The 18,116-nt window shown below is 40.1% G+C and carries 13 protein-coding genes; 8 read left to right on the forward strand and 5 right to left on the reverse strand.

Annotation, left to right across the window (positions count from 1 at the left end; all coding sequences use genetic code 11):
* Positions 1-869: 869 nt before the first annotated feature.
* Together RCC89_08965 and RCC89_08970 are read left to right on the forward strand one after the other, a co-directional pair.
* On the forward strand, positions 870-1,256 hold the full coding sequence (locus tag RCC89_08965) for a hypothetical protein (GenBank protein WMJ73292.1): 387 nt from the start codon (positions 870-872) through the stop codon (positions 1,254-1,256).
* 31 nt (positions 1,257-1,287) lie between these two features.
* Positions 1,288-2,208, forward strand: coding sequence for a transposase (locus tag RCC89_08970; protein WMJ73293.1), 921 nt, complete (start codon positions 1,288-1,290; stop codon positions 2,206-2,208).
* 1,090 nt (positions 2,209-3,298) lie between these two features.
* Here the strand turns inward: RCC89_08970 and RCC89_08975 are convergent.
* Together RCC89_08975 and RCC89_08980 are read right to left on the reverse strand one after the other, a co-directional pair.
* Positions 3,299-4,138, reverse strand: coding sequence for a DUF6089 family protein (locus RCC89_08975; GenBank protein ID WMJ73294.1), 840 nt, complete (start codon positions 4,136-4,138; stop codon positions 3,299-3,301).
* A gap of 165 nt (positions 4,139-4,303) precedes the next feature.
* On the reverse strand, positions 4,304-5,890 hold the full coding sequence (locus RCC89_08980) for a sialidase family protein (GenBank protein WMJ73295.1): 1,587 nt from the start codon (positions 5,888-5,890) through the stop codon (positions 4,304-4,306).
* 113 nt (positions 5,891-6,003) lie between these two features.
* On the opposite strand from RCC89_08980, the gene RCC89_08985 reads away from it, so the two are divergent.
* The gene (locus tag RCC89_08985; protein WMJ73296.1) at positions 6,004-6,339 is read left to right on the forward strand and encodes a DUF202 domain-containing protein; all 336 of its coding nucleotides are present in this window, start codon (positions 6,004-6,006) and stop codon (positions 6,337-6,339) included.
* 200 nt (positions 6,340-6,539) lie between these two features.
* Here RCC89_08985 and RCC89_08990 read toward each other — a convergent pair whose 3' ends face one another.
* A complete protein-coding gene (locus tag RCC89_08990; GenBank protein WMJ73297.1) occupies positions 6,540-7,178 on the reverse strand; it encodes a cyclase family protein in 639 nt (212 codons plus the stop codon).
* A gap of 265 nt (positions 7,179-7,443) precedes the next feature.
* On the reverse strand, positions 7,444-7,854 hold the full coding sequence (locus tag RCC89_08995) for a response regulator (GenBank protein ID WMJ73298.1): 411 nt from the start codon (positions 7,852-7,854) through the stop codon (positions 7,444-7,446).
* Between the two features lie 460 nt (positions 7,855-8,314).
* On the opposite strand from RCC89_08995, the gene RCC89_09000 reads away from it, so the two are divergent.
* The 3 genes from RCC89_09000 to RCC89_09010 all read left to right on the forward strand — a co-directional run bounded on the left by RCC89_09000 (position 8,315) and on the right by RCC89_09010 (position 13,866).
* Entirely contained in the window at positions 8,315-8,977 is a 663-nt protein-coding gene (locus RCC89_09000) for a DUF6799 domain-containing protein (protein ID WMJ73299.1), read from the forward strand.
* Between the two features lie 1,904 nt (positions 8,978-10,881).
* Positions 10,882-11,457: a hypothetical protein gene (locus RCC89_09005; protein ID WMJ73300.1), complete on the forward strand. Its 576-nt coding sequence runs from the start codon at positions 10,882-10,884 to the stop codon at positions 11,455-11,457.
* 1,845 nt (positions 11,458-13,302) lie between these two features.
* Positions 13,303-13,866: a hypothetical protein gene (locus RCC89_09010; protein ID WMJ73301.1), complete on the forward strand. Its 564-nt coding sequence runs from the start codon at positions 13,303-13,305 to the stop codon at positions 13,864-13,866.
* A gap of 157 nt (positions 13,867-14,023) precedes the next feature.
* Here the strand turns inward: RCC89_09010 and RCC89_09015 are convergent, their stop codons facing one another.
* On the reverse strand, positions 14,024-15,892 hold the full coding sequence (locus RCC89_09015; protein WMJ73302.1) for an ABC-F family ATP-binding cassette domain-containing protein: 1,869 nt from the start codon (positions 15,890-15,892) through the stop codon (positions 14,024-14,026).
* Between the two features lie 278 nt (positions 15,893-16,170).
* Here RCC89_09015 and RCC89_09020 point away from each other — a divergent pair, with 278 nt between their 5' ends.
* Together RCC89_09020 and RCC89_09025 are read left to right on the forward strand one after the other, a co-directional pair.
* Complete coding sequence (locus tag RCC89_09020) at positions 16,171-16,350, forward strand: hypothetical protein (GenBank protein ID WMJ73303.1); 180 nt, start codon at positions 16,171-16,173, stop codon at positions 16,348-16,350.
* Positions 16,351-16,950, forward strand: a complete 600-nt coding sequence (locus RCC89_09025; protein WMJ73304.1) for an SGNH/GDSL hydrolase family protein — start codon at positions 16,351-16,353, stop codon at positions 16,948-16,950. It abuts the gene before it with no gap.
* Positions 16,951-18,116: the final 1,166 nt, after the last annotated feature.

Genomic DNA, 18,116 nt, shown 5'->3' on the forward strand with positions numbered 1-18,116 from the left:
ATCCCGGTTCAGACAGTATAATACCAAACCTGACGATGAGAGCATCATCGACTCATTAAATAACCGCATCATCAATATATCTTTAATAATCCTAATGAGCTAATGTCACCTAAAGCCCATTCTCCATTTCTCTTACCTTTTTTGCTTGTCCAAAAAAGGTAACCAAAAAAGGACTCTATGGCTGAAAGGCATATTGCCACGCACTAAACGCACAGCCTTTTCTTGACAGCGTAAGTGTTTAATACCAGACCTGACGATGAGATTGCTTCGTCGTGCCTCCTCGCAATGACGTTGGGGTAATGGGTAATATAATGAGTAGTGAGGCGGCATTTTTAAAAATCCGGCAGCCCACAAGCCGCAATATGCCCACGCCAGCCATAGAGTCCCCGCCCGCCCTTAGTAGCTACCGGTCTGCTGATTATGGAGTTATTCTTTTTGTCTACTTTTCGGATCTTACCAGTTAGGAGGTTATCGCAAATTTTGACTGTTAGTTTTTTGGGATGGTGTTTTAAACGCTAAAAATAAACAATATAGCTGTCTCCCCGCACCTGTTGCGGGGTCTGTTTGGGTAAAGCAGGAATGTGAATTGCAAAATATTAGGCAGGTGCCAGCGTCTGACAGATTCCTCCTGCGTCGGAATGACAGGTTATATATCATTGCATCATCATATCATCGAATCATCCTTTAGCTTCTTATGAAAAAATGCCGCGGCAATCTGTTGGAGGTAAGCTGTGTCGGTTGATTGTGGAAGCGTATTAAATATTCAAGTTGATTACTACCTGTCAGCGTCCTTGGATCCTGACAGCGTAAGTATGGCTCACACGTAAAAGTTGGGGAGTTTTGGTTTGATTTGTTAATTTTAAGGCAAGATGAAAGAAAACATTATTGCCCCTTTTTTGCCGGAAGGCATACTAGATTTTTTTGAAATAGAAGCTGTAATAGAGCTATGTGACCTGAACAGCAAAAGATCCTTTTATAAAATCAACCTCATTGAGCAGAACCGGCTATTAGGAAAACATAATCCTGAAGAGTACGAGTCTAAAGGTTTTTATGAACCTAAAATTGTGCAAGATTTCCCTATAAGGGGAAAAGCCGTTTATCTTGAATTTAAGCGACGAAGGTGGAGGCATAAAACATGCAAGAACAAAATAGTTTACAATGACTATTCATTTGTAGCTGAAGGCTCTAAAATCACTCAAGAGCTTTCAGATTTTTTAAAAGGTACAGGTCGAGACCCGCGAAGATACCATTGGTAACATTGGCAGCTATTATGAGGTCAAAGGGGATTTGTTGAGGAGGCACTATAAGAAGAAAAGCAGTGGGTTTAAGCAGTGGGAACAAAAAGAGCATGCAGAGGACTATTTGGTCTTTCCGGACAATATCGGAGAGCATCTCAGTATAGACGAAGTTGCACTGTCAAAAGGAGAGTTGTACACTTTTGTTACCAATAAAAACGGGAGAGGCAAAAGAGGCTCTTTGGTAGCTTCTGTAAAAGGCACATTGTCGGCAAATATCATACAAGTTCTGGAGAAAATCCCTCTGGAACAAAGGAATAAAGTAAAGGAAGTAACCCTTGACATGGCAAAAAACATGGAGTCATCCGCAAGAACATGTTTCCCCATGGCAAATTTGGTTACAGACCGCTTTCATGTAGTAAGGCTGGCCCTGGAGGCTCTACAACATATAAGGGTCAATCAAAGATGGGTTGAACTAGATATGGAAAACAAGGCTATCGAAGCTGCCAAAAAGAATGGCGTTAGGTATAAAGCACCCTTATTGCCCAATGGGGACACCCCAAAGCAACTTTTGGCCCGCTGCAGGTATGTCTTTGCCAAAAAGAAAGCTGATTGGACTCAAAGCCAAGAGCAGAGAGCCAACATAGCTTTTGAAAATTATCCAGACCTCAAAAAAGCTTATGACCATGTTCTTGAGTTTAGGCTAATATATGAAAGCAACACAAAAATTTCCGCTGAAAAAAAGTTTAATGAATGGATCAATAAAACTCATGAGATGGAAATTAAAGAATTTTTAACGGTAGCAAATACAGTAAGCAACCATATGAGCAATATTCTAAACTTCTTTGACAATAGATCTACCAATGCAAATGCGGAATCTTTTAATTCAAAAATAAAGCTCTTCAGGGCAAACTTAAGAGGCGTTGTAGATACCAGGTTTTTCTTGTTCAGGCTCTCTAAGCTTTTTGCTTAAATCCCCAGAAAAATACGGTGACCCGTAAGTATTAAACAACCTGACGATGAGATTGCTTCCTCGTTCCTCCTCGTAATGAGTGGAGGGGTGAGTTGTAATAGAGGGTGTTATTATCTGGTTGATTGTAGAAACATCTTTCCTTTAATCCTGTATATCCTTTCATCCTGCGAATCCCGGTTCAGACAGTATAATACCAAACCTGACGATGAGAGCATCATCGACTCATTAAATAACCGCATCATCAATATATCTTTAATAATCCTAATGAGCTAATGTCACCTAAAGCCCATTCTCCATTTTTCTTACCTTTTTTGCTTGTCCAAAAAAGGTAACCAAAAAAAGACACTATGGCTGCAAGGCATAGTGCCACGCACTAAACGCACAGCCTTTTCTTGACAGCGTAAGTGTTTAATACCAGACCTGACGATGAGATTGCTTCGTCGTGCCTCCTCGCAATGACGTTGGGGTAATGGGTAATATAATGAGTAGTGAGGCGGCATTTTTAAAAATCCGGCACCCCACAAGCCGCAATATGCCCACGCCAGCCATAGAGTCCCCGCCCGCCCTTAGTAGCTATCGGACTGCTGATTATGGAGTTATTCTTTTTGTCTACTTTTCGGATCTTACCAGTTAGGAGGTTATCGCAAATTTTGACTGTTAGTTTTTTGGGATGGTGTTTTAAACGCTAAAAATAAACAATATAGCTGTCTCCCCGCACCTGTTGCGGGGTCTGTTTGGGTAAAGCAGGAATGTGAATTGCAAAATATTAGGCAGGTGCCAGCGTCTGACAGATTCCTCCTGCGTCGGAATGACAGGTTATATATCATTGCATCATCATATCATCGAATCATCCTTAAGCTTCTTATAAAACAATGCCGCGGCAATCTGATTGCTGTAAGCTGTGTTGGTTGATTGTTAGGGTGTTAATACTAAACCTGACGATGAGATTGCTTCGTCGTTCCTCCTCGCAATGACGTTGGGGTAAAAGGTAGATAACAGACACTATAGTTCATGCCGATAAAAAATCGGCTCTACATTTTAGTGTGGCATCATCGAATCATCCTATCATTAAATGATCGTTAGACCAAGCCTAAAGTTTACGCCTTAAACCTGGAGGTCTGGTGCCGTAAGTGCTTAATTGTCTTACAAAAGTGTATCTTATCTTAGCTTGTAGTAAGAAGTAACCGTCGTTTCTGTCTGGGTTTCCTCTTTGGCCGTTCTCTGGGTTGTAATTGTCTTTATATCTATGAGCAATATTTCTGGCTAGTGGATCTGAAAAAGACTCTATAGGCCTATGCTCTACAGAGCTAACATCGTCTAGGTGGTCCGTAAATGTAACCCTGTAGGCGCCTTCTAGCATAAACTCAAAGTTCCTGTTGATTGTAAACCTTACTCCGCCACCAAAAGGAATGATTGGGGTGGCAATACTGTATCTTTCTCCTTCTGTTTCCAGTGGACGTAGGTTGAACCAGCGGCCATTATATTGTGCTTGCGGGTTATAAAAGGCAACGCCGAAGCCTGCAAAGAGGTAGGGAGAGACCACATTTCTTAACCTTATATTTTTTTGGTAAGCAAAAAGGTCAAACATGACAGAGGTGTATAACTCAACATTATCAGACCGAAAACCTAAATTTCGGCTTTCATGGGTGTCGTCTGAATACAGCCTGAAATAGTTAGCTTCTGTTTTACTGGAGAAGTGGTTTGTTATTCTAAAAATAGCTCCTATCCCAGCATTGGGTCTTAGCTGCATGCAGTCGAAACTTTCGCATACGTCGCCAAAATATGCACTGAGCCCAAGACTTCCGAGTACGCTCAATCTTTCATCCCTTTGGATATTTCGCCAGGTATCTCTGAGTGTTTGTGCGGATGAACTGAAAGAAAGCAGAAATACTCCGGTAAACAATGTTGCAATTTGTAAGCTCTTTTTCATAAAAGCCTTATGTATATCTCCGATTATAAATTTAAAATTAACTTATATTTAGTTAATTACCAATTATAGGTTTGACAAGAATGAATATTTTACAGATAAATAATACTATGACTTCATTGGAGTATAATTTTTTGCATGTATAATATGAAAAAAATAATTTGGCGTTTACTCAACCCGTAAGGTTATTGTTCTTGGCTTGTCTACCGTTTTATTTTTTGGGGCGCCCAGTCCTTCTGCTTTTAAGCGCAAAGGCTGAACACCTTTCTTGGTCAGATAGGTTTCTATCAAATTTGCCTCTCTCTGTGTACGGTCATTATGGTATATGGTTTGTATAATAAACTCTTTTTTTTCTATTATGTCGTCTTCACTTTCTTGGGGGAGTATCTTTTCTAGGGTATCGTGTTTTACTTCAGTAAGTTCTTCATGGTGAATTGTATCAGAAATAATTTCTGGATATGCGATTGAAATATAGAATTTTTTTTCTGGAAGGTCTTTGATCAAGCGCGCCAAACGGTTTAACTGATGGGTTGAATGTCCTGTAAACTCTTTTGATGCCGTTGTAAAGTCTATGTCTTTTAGATCTACAGTAAATCCTGAAACTACTTTCTCTAAAGTAATGTTTTTGACCACCTCTTTGTATGTATCTAAAGAGTCTGTGTTGACTGGTGTGGAATACCAGAAGTAACCTGTTTCATTGGCTTGGATAGCAAAATCTAGTGACTTGTTTTTGGGAAGACATAATAAGTAACTCCCATCAGGTCCATTGTTGAAGATGGTCATATCTTCGGTATTGAGGTCTGTTAGGATTAGACGTGCATTTAATTTATTTCCGTCTGAATCAGAGATGTTGCCAAACTGAAGCATTACAGGGTCTGGTTGCAGGTGTTCAGGTATCATGGTCATGGCAATTCCTCTTTCATCATTTTTTATAGCTGAAAAGTATACCAATTTTCCAGAAGCAGGTATGGTAATGTATAAATCGTCTTCCTCGGTGTTTACCGGCTCAAAAGGTTTAGGTTCGGACCACTCCCCATTGCTGCCCATCTGGGTGATATACTGGTCAAACCCGCCTTTTCCACCATCTCTCACAGAGGCAAATGTCATTGTTCTTCCATCAGATAAAAGTCTAGGGTTGCACTCACAGCCTTTATTGATTGGTGCAGGTAATGGGGCTGGTTCTTCCCACATATTTCGCCCTTTCATTTTGGACACCATGATTGTTCCGCAAGGCAAGCCTGATGGCGATTTTTGTCCATTATATTTTACAAAATATAAGCTTCGGCCATCTGGTGATAATGCAGGGTCGCCTTCGCCTTCTGAAGAGTTAATAGGCTTTCCAAAGTTTTGTGGCGCTGTCCACCCTCCAGATGCTGTTTTTTCTACATACCATAAATCTTTATCTCCCAATCCGCCATAGCGGTTTGAAGTGAATACAATAGTGTTCCCGTCTGCTGACAAGTGGTGTTGGCTGGTAAAAACTTTACCTCTTGTGTTTATTCCTGGAACAGGTTGTGGCCTGCTCCATCTCCCAGATTTTTGGTGGCTGATTACTATTTCTTCTTCATTGTCTTCGCCGCTATCTGCACGGTAAACCATAGTTCGCCCATTGGCACTCAAACATGGTTGTGTCTCAGAAATCAGGTGCTGGTTTAATGGAGAGGGTAGGGTGTATATCTTTTGTGCAAAACTTTGAATAGGGGCAACTGCTGCAAAGGTTACTGTTATAATTATTGCGTATATTTGTTTTTTCATAATAATTAAATCTAAAGAACCTTTAATATACATAAAATCCTTTTGAAAAGATATTTGAGCAAGAAAACTTATTGTAATTTTTTTGTGTTTGAAGAGAAGGAAGTTAATTTTTAATGGAACCTATACTTAAAGAAATCCAGGCTAAGCATGATATCCGTCACGCGATGGCAATAGACCGAACGGTTATGGCCAATGAACGGACTTTGCTTTCCTATGCTAATACTTCTTTGGCGCTGTTGGTACCTGGTGTTTCATTTCTTCATTTTACGGATTCAGTTATACTAGGTATGATAGGGGTACTCTTTATTCCTTTGAGCCTTATGGTGTTCTTCTGGGGCTTTGTAAGGTACCGAAAGAAAAAGAAAGTGATCAATGAAGAGCGGAAAATGCTACAACAGATGCTGCAATCTGAATATTGCAGTACTAATGTTGAGCAGATAGATGGTTGATAATCAATAAGCTGCTTATCTAGCTTGGAGTCTTTTAGTTTTCTTGACAGCTCAAGGTATAAATAAAAGGCTGCTTAAATTATTTGAAACTGCTCACTGTTCAGGAAATATAGTTCTTTTCGACATACCTTTGTAAGAGATTATAATAGGTGTTTATAATCAATGCTTTGTGTGTTTTTTAGCATGCACTAATGTGTGCACTATATTTTTTTCAGAAGCGCCCTTACTGGTGCGCCATCAGCTTCTGCTATTTTTATTGGCAGGCAAACCATTTCATAGTTTCCAGGAGAAACATTCCTAAGGTCTAGTCCCTCAATAAGCCATATTTCTTTTTCAAGTAGTATGCGGTGTAGCTCAGGGCCATTTTGCATGCCTCCTACAGAAAGGTAGTCAATGCCAATGGTACGTATCCCTTTCTCCACCATATACAGGCCAGCTTCCGTGCTAATGTATACAAAGCCTTCATTGAAAGGCTTCCTTGTCCAATCCGTCTCTGAGTTTGCTGTCTTAAAAAGTATTCTTTCGCCAGGTCTTAGGTTATGTTTTGTGAGTTCTTCCTGGGTTATTGATGTTTTATTTGATATAGGGATAACTTTTACCGGACCTATTAAAGCATCAAAAGGTAAGTGATCCAATGTTTTTCCTTGGTTGATGAAATGTTTTGGGGCATCCATGTGCGTGCCGGTATGCGCGCTCATAGAAACTTTTGTTACATTGGCTTCATTACCTTTGTCCATGTCAGATAATTTGTCTACCTGTACATCTACGTCGCCAGGCCAATGTGCCATGCCATTGGTAATAGGGTAGGTAATATCTATCCATTCGTTTGAATTGGTCATTATTGCTGAAAATTATGGTAGTTTACTAACTATTAAGAATGTAAAAAGTTTTAGAGAAGGGGCAAAAAAAAATGGACGTTTTTAAGATCCAAAAGAAGCAGTTGGGTCAAACTTTACTAGTTTACTGTCCATGGAAAAACATACAAGATTTGAACTATATCTTTCACAAATACTTAAAATAGAACTTTCTTGGGGGAGACAGTATGGTTAAGTAAAGTGAGATGGTTGTATAAACTATCTCACTTTACGATGTTTTAAAATGTTTTTAAAGATTTTCCTCGTTCAGCAGTTGCTGTTTTTTTAAAGGTTTGACCATATAACCTTTTACATTAGGATACTTAGTAGAACGTTCCATATCGGAAAGGTCTTCAGAAGAGCTTACAATTAAAAATTTTGTTTTTTTGACAATATCTTCTGGGAGGTCATTGAACTTATCGAGAAATTCAAAGCCTGTGATACCAGGCATGCAAATATCTAGAAAGACAATATCTGGAAGTTTTTCTTGGTCTTTTCCTGGGTTTATCTCTTTGAAATAGTCAAGGGCCTCTTCTGCCTGCTGAAATATGGTGAGTTTTTCAGTATAGTTAATAGACTCAAAAATCATCTTTATCAGCAGTATGTCCATCTGACTATCATCAATAACAATAACATGTTTATGCTTAGGAGTACCGCTCATAGTTGGATTCAATTTAAAAGATTTTTCAAAAATATTTAAAGTGGGCGTAACATTAAAAATATACGTCCTTATTTGGATAACCGCACGTTCTGGCCAGACGGATGTTGTTTTATTTCTTACAATTCCTGTGCCATTATATGTTTTAACCTATAAACTTAGTCGATGTTAAAGCTCCCTTACCCTTAACAGTTGTTAAAGCGATATTTCGTTATGAGGAGTAAAATATCAATAAATCAGCATTTTTGGGTCAGCAAAATATAATCCTCGCTATGGTTAAGAAATCAATGTGGGTGAATCAACTGATTTTGATTCGTTCTTCTATATATAATAAAGTTCTATTGTATGTTTCAGGTCAAAATACATGGCTTTTATATTCATGTTTGCTTGATTTTATATGGTGATGACGAACCTTATGGCAAGATTGAGGTTAAAATTATAAGTGTTAAAAAGTGAGAATGATATGGAGCGTATTTGGAATGTGATGTTGGTAAAAACTTTATGTCTTGTTTTGTGCTTGTCTGCCTATGCTCAACAGGATATGGAGGAAGACGAAACCCAGGATAGAATAGAGCAAGCAGACAATTGGGTAATGAAAATTGATGGGAATGTGGTGGTGTCAGAAGATGGAACCAGCCGTGTTCTTCAGGAAGAAACAGAGCTTGAAGACGGTACTACTGTTCTACCTGATGGTCATGTTACTTTTCCCGATGGTAATACATTAATGTTGAGAGACGGCCAGGTATTGTTTGAGGATGGTGAAATAGCTCACGCTGATGAGTCGTCTTTGATTCAGCAACGCTACAACTTAATGAGTCGTGACTTTGGCATGATGGAAGATATACAAATGGATACCTATGAAAAAGTTTCATTTGTAAACCGGAAGCTGGAGTTAACCAATAGAAAAGCAGACTTGATGGATGAAAAACTTACCCATACAAGCAGGATCGTTTTTTGTCCTGATAAAGTGAGTCGTAGGGACAGAGCTGAAGCTAGTCATCGAATTGCTGAAATTGATGAAGAAATTGAAGAAATTGATGAGGAAATTTCCCAGATCAATGCAATGATGGAAGAGCGGGAGTTAAGTATAGAGGATCAGGATTTTGAAATAGAGGAAGACTCTTAATATTTCTATACATATTTGTAATCGTGCCCAGGGTTTTGGATTAGCTCTGGGCTTTTTTTTTAGCATTAGTTGGGTAAAGTTTTAGGTTGTAATGATTGGCGTTTTGCAGAAAGCTAGATGTTAACCGTCATTGCGAGGCGCAAGATAGTAGTGGGTAAAGTTCTTTGGATTGAATTTTAAGTCTTTAAGTTTCTTATGAAACAATGCCGCGGCAATCTGATTGCGGTAAGGTGTGTTGGTTGATTGTTAGGGTGTTAATACTAAACCTGACGATGAGATTGCTTCGTCGTGCCTCCTCGCAATGACGGTGGGGATAAAGTGTTGGTATGTAGATTGTTTACCTGTCAGCGTCCTTTGCGACCTGACAGCGTAAGTATTAAACAACCTGACGATGAGATTGCTTCCTCGTTCCTCCTCGTAATGAGTGGAGGGGTGAGTTGTAATAGAGGGTGTTATTATCTGGTTGATTGTAGAAACATCTTTCCTTTAATCCTGTCTATCCTTTCATCCTGCGAATCCCGGTTCAGACAGTATAATACTAGACCTGACGATGAGAGCATCATCGACTCATTAAATAACCGCATCATCAATATATCTTTAATAATCCTAATGAGCTAATGTCACCTAAAGCCCATTCTCCATTTTTCTTACCTTTTTTGCTTGTCCAAAAAAGGTAACCAAAAAAGGACACTATGGCTGAAAGGCATATTGCCACGCGCTAAACGCACAATCCCTCCCTGCCAGAAAAATGCCTTAACTGACGATTCATTGTCAAAGGCAGTTCTTAATGGCGGCATTTTTAAAAATCCGGCAGCCCACAAGCCGCAATATGCCCACGCCAGCCATAGAGTCCCCACCCGCCCTTAGTAGCTACCGGACTGCTGATTATGGAGTTATTCTTTTTGTCTACTTTTCGGATCTTACCAGTTAGGAGGTTATCGCAAATTTTGACTGTTAGTTTTTTGGGATGGTGTTTTAAACGCTAAAAATAAACAATATAGCTGTCTCCCCGCACCTGTTGCGGGGTCTGTTTGGGTAAAGCAGGAATGTGAATTGCAAAATATTAGGCAGGTGCCAGCGTCTGACAGATTCCTCCTGCGTCGGAATGACAGGTTATATATCATTGCATCATCATATCATCGAATCATCCTTAAGCTTCTTATAAAACAATGCCGCGGCAATCTGTTGGCGGTAAGCTGTTTTGGTTGATTATTTGTGGGAGAACAATATTAGACCTGACGATGAGATTGCTTCGTCGTGCCTCCTCGCAATGACGGTGGGGATAAAGTGTTGGTATGTAGATTGTTTACCTGTCAGCGTCCTTTGCGACCTGACAGCGTAAGTATTAAACAACCTGACGATGAGATTGCTTCCTCGTTCCTCCTCGTAATGAGTGGAGGGGTGAGTTGTAATAGAGGGTGTTATTATCTGGTTGATTGTAGAAACATCTTTCCTTTAATCCTGTCTATCCTTTCATCCTGCGAATCCCGGTTCAGACAGTATAATACCAAACCTGACGATGAGAGCATCATCGACTCATTAAATAACCGCATCATCAATATATCTTTAATAATCCTAATGAGCTAATGTCACCTAAAGCTCATTGTCCATTTTTCTTACTTTTTTTGCTTGTCCAAAAAAGGTAACCAAAAAAGGACACTATGGCTGAAAGGCATATTGCCACGCGCTAAACGCACAATCTTTTCTTGACAGCGTAAGTGTTTAATACCAGACCTGACGATGAGATTGCTTCGTCGTGCCTCCTCGCAATGACGTTGGGGTAATGGGTAATATAATGAGTAGTGAGGCGGCATTTTTAAAAATCCGGCAGCCCACAAGCCGCAATATGCCCACGCCAGCCATAGAGTCCCCGCCCGCCCTTAGTAGCTATCGGACTGCTGATTATGGAGTTATTCTTTTTGTCTACTTTTTGGCGCTTACCAGTTAGGAGGTTATTGCTGGCTTTGGCTGTTATTTTTTGGGATGGTGTTTTAAGCTCCAAAAACAAACACTATATCTGTCTCCCCGCACTTGTTGCGGGGGGTGTTTGGGTAAAGCAGGAATGTGAATTGCAAAATATTAGGCAGGTGCCAGCGTCTGACAGATTCCTCCTGCGTCGGAATGACAGGTTATATATCATTGCATCATCATATCATCAAATCATCCTTTTGCTTCTTATAAAACAATGCCGCGGCAATCTGTTTGCCGTGAGCTGTAAAGGTTGGTTGTGGGGGAGTGATATTAGACCTGACGATGAGATTGCTTCCTCGTTCCTCCTCGTAATGAGTGGAGGGGTGAGTTGTAATAGAGGGTGTTATTATCTGGTTGATTGTAGAAACATCTTTCCTTTAATCCTGTCTATCCTTTCATCCTGCGAATCCCGGTTCAGACAGTATAATACCAAACCTGACGATGAGAGCATCATCGACTCATTAAATAACCGCATCATCAATATATCTTTAATAATCCTAATGAGCTAATGTCACCTAAAGCTCATTGTCCATTTTTCTTACCTTTTTTGCTTGTCCAAAAAAGGTAACCAAAAAAGGACACTATGGCTGAAAGGCATATTGCCACGCACTAAACGCACAATCCCTCCCTGTCAGAAAAATGCCTTAACTGACGATTCATTGTCAAAGGCAGTTCTTAATGGCGGCATTTTTAAAAATCCGGCACCCCACAAGCCGCAATATGCCCACGCCAGCCATAGAGTCCCCGCCCGCCCTTAGTAGCTATCGGACTGCTGATTATGGAGTTATTCTTTTTGTCTACTTTTCGGATCTTACCAGTTAGGAGGTTATCGCAAATTTTGACTGTTAGTTTTTTGGGATGGTGTTTTAAACGCTAAAAATAAACAATATAGCTGTCTCCCCGCACCTGTTGCGGGGTCTGTTTGGGTAAAGCAGGAATGTGAATTGCAAAATATTAGGCAGGTGCTAGCGTCTGACAGATTCCTCCTGCGTCGGAATGACAGGTTATATATCATTGCATCATCATATCATCGAATCATCCTTTAGCTTCTTATGAAAAAATGCCGCGGCAATCTGTTGGAGGTAAGCTGTTTTGGTTGATTATTTGTGGGAGAACAATATTAGACCTGACGATGAGATTGCTTCCTCGTTCCTCCTCGCAATGACGTTGGAGTAAAATGTAGAAAACAAATAATATAGTTCATGCCGATAAAAAATCGGCACCACATTCATGCCTCGCATCATCGATCCCCGCCCGCCTTTAGTAGCTACCGGACTGCTGATTATGGAGTTTTTCTTTTTGTCTACTGTTCGGCTCTTGCCAGATTGGAGGTTACCGCTGGCTTTGGGTGTAGTTATTTAGGATGGTGTTTTAAGCTCTAAAAGTAAACACTATATCTGCCTCCCCGCACCTGTTGCGGGGTCTGTTTGGGTAAAGCAGGAATGTGAATTGCAAAATATTAGGCAGGTGCCAGCGTCTGACAGATTCCTCCTGCGTCGGAATGACAGGTTATATATCATTGCATCATCATATCATCGAATCATCCTTTTGTTTCTTATGAAACAATGCCGCGGCAATCTGTTGGTGGTAAGCTGTGTCGGTTGATTGTGGAAGCGTATTAAATATTCAAGTTGATTACTACCTGTCAGCGTCCTTGGATCCTGACAGCGTAAGTATTAAACAACCTGACGATGAGATTGCTTCGTCGTTCCTCCTCGCAATGACGTTGGAGTAAAATGTAGAAAACAAATAATATAGTTCATGCCGATAAAAAATCGGCACCACATTCATGCCTCGCATCATCGACCCCCGCCCGCCTTTAGTAGCTACCGGACTGCTGATTATGGAGTTTTTCTTTTTGTCTACTGTTCGGCTCTTGCCAGATTGGAGGTTACCGCTGGCTTTGGGTGTAGTTATTTAGGATGGTGTTTTAAGCTCTAAAAGTAAACACTATATCTGCCTCCCCGCACCTGTTGCGGGGGCTGTTGGAGTAAGGCAGGATGTAAATTGGCAAATATTAGCCGGTGCTAGCGTCTATTAGGATTATTACCTGTCAGCGTCCTTTGCGACCTGACAGCGTAAGTGTTAAATACTAGACCTGACGGCGAGATTGCTTCGTCATTCCTCCTCGCAATGAGGCTGGTGGGGTGATGTAGTCTGGATAGGCAATCGGCTCTGCGTTCAAATTATCGCACCATCGTATAAACTCCATTCCATCATTTACCACCACAAATGCTCCTATATATATAGTCTTTGAATGAATGTTGATTTCTTTTATAAGAGTTGTGAAACATCTGTTCTTATGGTAGGTTATATTATTAAGAATTGGTATTAGAAAGTGAGAAAGGATGGATATGGAAGAGAAGTTTACGCAGAATAGTGCGTTGAGAAAGAATACCAGGATTGTACAGGCAAACAGCGAATATCGCGTTATGACTGAAAACGCAGTTATTCTAAGCGTTTTAGGTTTAATATGGTTGGTTTCAGGTTTATCTGGAATGTCAAAGTATCCAGAAATTGCCATTTTAGTGTTTTTTACCGGATTGTGCATGCTTAATCCGATAACTTCATATACCAGAAAAAGTCTCGACATCAAAAACAGTAACCCATTGAAGGCGATGGTTTCGTGTATTATTTTAGGGGTTCCAGCAGGCTTGATCCTCGGTTTTTTCCCTTTTTACGATAATATTAACTATTTCTTTCCAGCCTTTATGGTTCTGTTTGCTTTTATATTTGCTTTAAATTATTTCGCATTTAAGTTGAAGATGCATATTGCACTGGCTGTAATGCTTTTGTCGGGTGCGATTTATATGGGATTATACTACCCAAACAACTTTTGGATGTCTGGATTATTTACTGCTAGTACGCTGCTTGGCTTTGCCTTGGTCAGTAAGATATATGGAAGATACAAGTCCTGAACAAATCCTGACGATTTTAAAACTTAGTTTGATAATGCCCTAGACCTTGAGGCCTAGGGTATTTTAATGATATGGTATCTGGATTGTGGTAATGAGGCACGATCGGATATAAAATAGTTTGAAGGTCTCTTTTCCCTAAATTGTGGCATTATTGGTTTTAAGCCCTCTCGCTGAGCTCTAACCACCTGTCTGTTTTCTTTTCAAGGTCCTTAATAAGCTTTTCTACTTCTTCTGAAGTCGCTGTTAAGTCTTCGTGAGACAAAGTCCCGCTGTTCATTTTATTCACTAACTGTTCTTTTTTTTCTTCCAACAGCTCTATGTCTTTTTCTAGGGTTTCGTATTCTTTCTTTTCTTTAAAAGTTAATTTGTCGGAAGAAGATTTTGTCTTGCTGGGAACTTGCTTTTCTACTTGGACTTGCGCTTTTTCTTCTTTTTTTTCTTGCTGCTGTTGTTGGTCAAGCCATAAACGGTAATCAGTATAGTTGCCAGGAAATGACCGGATTTTTCCATCGCCTTCGAAAATGAACAACTCATTTACCAAACGGTCCATAAAGTATCTGTCGTGGGATACAATGAGCAAGCAGCCACCGTAAGATTCTAGAAAATCTTCCAGTACATTTAATGAGTTAAGGTCAAGGTCATTGGTTGGCTCGTCTAGGATAAGAAAATTAGGATTTTTCATAAGGATACGCATGAGCATCAGCCTTTTCTTTTCTCCTCCACTAAGTTTATACACAGGGGTATACTGTTTTTCTGGGGGGAAAAGAAAACGGGTAAGCAGTGCAGAAGCGGACAAGGTGCTTCCGTTGTTCATGGTGATCACTTCGGCTACTTCTGTTACATTTTCAATAACCCTTAAATCTTCTTTTAATTCTGTTATTTCCTGTGTGTAGTACCCATAAATGATGGTCTCTCCTGTGGTGATTTTGCCACTGTCTGGCTGTACTTGCCCCGTAATCATATTTAGGAAGGTGCTTTTTCCTGTGCCGTTTTTACCGACAATACCCACCCTTGCTTTTCTGGGAAAAGTATAAGAAAAATTGTCTGCCACCTTTTTATCGCCAAATGATTTACTAATATTTTCTAGCTCAAGTACTTTGTTGCCTAAGCGAGTTACTTTCATGTCCAGTTGAAGGTTGTCTTCTTCCTGTACTGGGCGAGCTTTGTCCTGTAGGTCGTAAAAGGCATCTACACGATATTTTGCCTTTGTTCCCCTGGCTTTGGGTTGCCTGCGCATCCAGTCCAGCTCTTTTTTTAAAAGGTTGGCTGCTTTGTCGGCTACAGATTGTTCATTGGCTATTCTTTCTGCTTTTTTTTCCAGAAAGTAACTGTAGTTTCCTTTGTATTTATAAAGATCCTGGTCTAGCTCAATGATTTCATTGCATACTTTGTCCAGAAAATACCTGTCGTGGGTGACAAGTAGGAGAGTGGTGGCACTGGCGGACAATAGCTGCTCCAGCCACTCAATACTGTCTAAGTCGAGGTGGTTGGTAGGTTCGTCCATTATTAGTAGGTCTGGTTCTTGTAAAAGTACCTTGGCCAAAGCTACCCGTTTTTTCTGGCCACCTGACAGGGTTTCCACAGGTTGAAGGATATCTGTAATACCTAATTTGGAAAGCACTTCGCTGGTTTTCCTTTCGTAGTCCCAGGCGTTGAGTGCGTCCATTTTTTCCATAATATGTTGCAGCTTGTCTGATTCAGAGGGATTTTGTAGACAAGCCTCATATTCTTTGATCGTATCAGCTACTTCGGTATTGCCTGAATATATGGCGTCTGAAACAGTTACGGCGTTTCCAAAATCAGGATTCTGGTCAAGGTGTGCAGTTCTAATGTCTTTTCTTATGACTACTTGACCACTATCTGGTGGAATTTTTCCTGATAAAATTTTTAGCAAAGTGCTTTTGCCAGATCCGTTCCGACCTGTAAGCGCAACCTTTTCTCCTTTACTTATCCCTAAGGTAATGTTTTGAAAAAGAGGTTTGTCAGCAAATGATTTTGATATAGCGTCAGCAGAAATGTAATTCATATGTAAATGTTAAACTAAACCTGAAAGTGGTTAATAAAGAAACAAAATTTCTCAATCAGGGTCCTATGTCTGGCAAATTTATTTAAATTTAATTTATAATTTGAGCGGAGGGTAAGAATAAGATCCTTCATGAGTAATAAAAGGTCATAAATGAGGGCGTAATACTGGTGTGTGTCATTATGTGATGTATTTTAGTATTCCTTTAAACTTTCGTTTATGGTTTGGGTTTTACAACCTTATTGGAAAAACTAATGTTACAGAGTAAAAACAATAGTATTATGAAACTTAAAGAGTATTTAAATGTAGGACCTGTTTTTAGTTACTTGATTCGTGTTTTTAAGAAAAAGGATCCATCTACTGGTTTTAACTTAAAGGTAATGCATGGAATTAATAAGGTGTCTATTGTTATGTTTCTGATTGCGTTGGTGGTAATGGTTAGCCGTGCTTTCTTAAGGTAGATGAAAAAAGAAATTATTCATTCTATTTTAGCACTTGGAGATTCGTATACCATTGGTGAAGGAGTAGGGCCGCAGGAGCGATTTCCTAATCAGTTTGCTGAAAGGCTTGAGGATAATTCTGGTCAAAAGCTTAAAGTGGACATCGTTGCCAAAACCGGTTGGACTACAGGTGAATTGATAGAAGGTGTTAGCCAAGCTTATTTGCAGCCTCCGTATGACTTGGTTTTCTTGCTTATTGGCGTGAACAATCAATACCGCAGGTTGCCGCTAAGTGACTACCGACATGAGTTTAAAGAACTTCTTATCACTGCTAGGGATTTTTGCAGCCATGAGAAAGGGGTATGGGTGCTGTCGGTACCAGATTGGGGAGAAACGCCTTTTGGTAAGGAGTCAGGTAGGGCGGATATTGCAGAGAAAATAGATTCCTTTAATGCTGTCAACAAAGAAGAAGCAACAAAGCAAGGGTATTGCTATGTTGATATTACTTCTATCACACGCAACATCTCTGGAAAACCTGATTTGCTCGCTGAAGATAAACTGCATTATTCAGGGCGTATGTATGAATTATGGGCAGAAGAGCTGGTTAAGTTGGTTGAGTAGAGGTAAAGAGGAAAGTGATGATACGATGATGGGATGATGCAATAGTTCGATTTTTGTAAGGTTGTTAAAAGGTTCGAAGTGTACATTATAGCTGCCTTTCCGCACCTGTTGCGGGGTCTGTTTGGGTAAGGACTTGTGGTTGTTTAATGGATCAGTAACGATACCAAAGTTATATTACCCTCTTTCCTTAACACTTCTACCTGTCATCCTGACGAAGGAAGGATCTGTTTGGGGTAAGCTGTGTTGGTTGTTTGTTGGGTAATAATACCAGACCTGACGACTAGATTGCTTCGTCGTTCCTCCTCGCAATGACGTGGTTGGGTGAGTTGTAATAGTGGGTGTTATATACCAGAACTGACGATAACATCATTATATGATTACATTGATCTCCTTATTAATAAACTTAATGAGCTAATGTTACCTAAAGCTCATTCTCCATTTTTTCTTACCTTTTTTGCTTGTCCAAAAAAGGTAACCAAAAAAAGACACTATGGCTGAAAGGCATATTGCCACGCACTAAACGCACAGTCCCTCCCTGCCAGAAAAATGCCTTAACTGACGATTCATTGTCAAAGGCAGTTTTTAATGGCGGCATTTTTAAAAATCCGGCACCCCACAAGCCGCAATATGCCCACGCCAGCCATAGAGTCCCCGCCCGCCCTTAGTAGCTACCGGTCTGCTGATTATGGAGTTATCCTTTTTGTCTATTTTTCGGCGCTTACCAGTTTGGAGGGTATCGCTAGCTTTGGGTGTAGTTTTTTGGGATGGTGTTTTAAACTCCAAAAATAAACACTATATATGCCTCCCCGCACCTGTTGCGGGGTCTGTTTGGGTAAGGACTTGTGGTTGTTTAATGGATCAGTAACGATACCAAAGTTATATTACCCTCTTTCCTTAACACTTCTACCTGTCATCCTGACGAAGGAAGGATCTGTTTGGGTAACAGCAGGGTGTCTTTATCTGCTCTTTTTACGAAGGTAGGTGCTAATGTCCGGCAGATTCCTCGTTCCTCGGAATGACAGGTTACTATTAAGGTTCTAATTAGCAGAAAACCAAAAATTAACCGTCATTGCGAGGCACAAGGTAATAGTGGGTAAAGTTCTTTGGATGAATTTTAAGTCTTTAAGTTTCTTATGAAAAAATGCCGCGGCAATCTGATTGCGGTG

The organism is Cytophagaceae bacterium ABcell3 (assembly GCA_030913385.1).
Lineage (GTDB): Bacteria > Bacteroidota > Bacteroidia > Cytophagales > Cytophagaceae > ABcell3.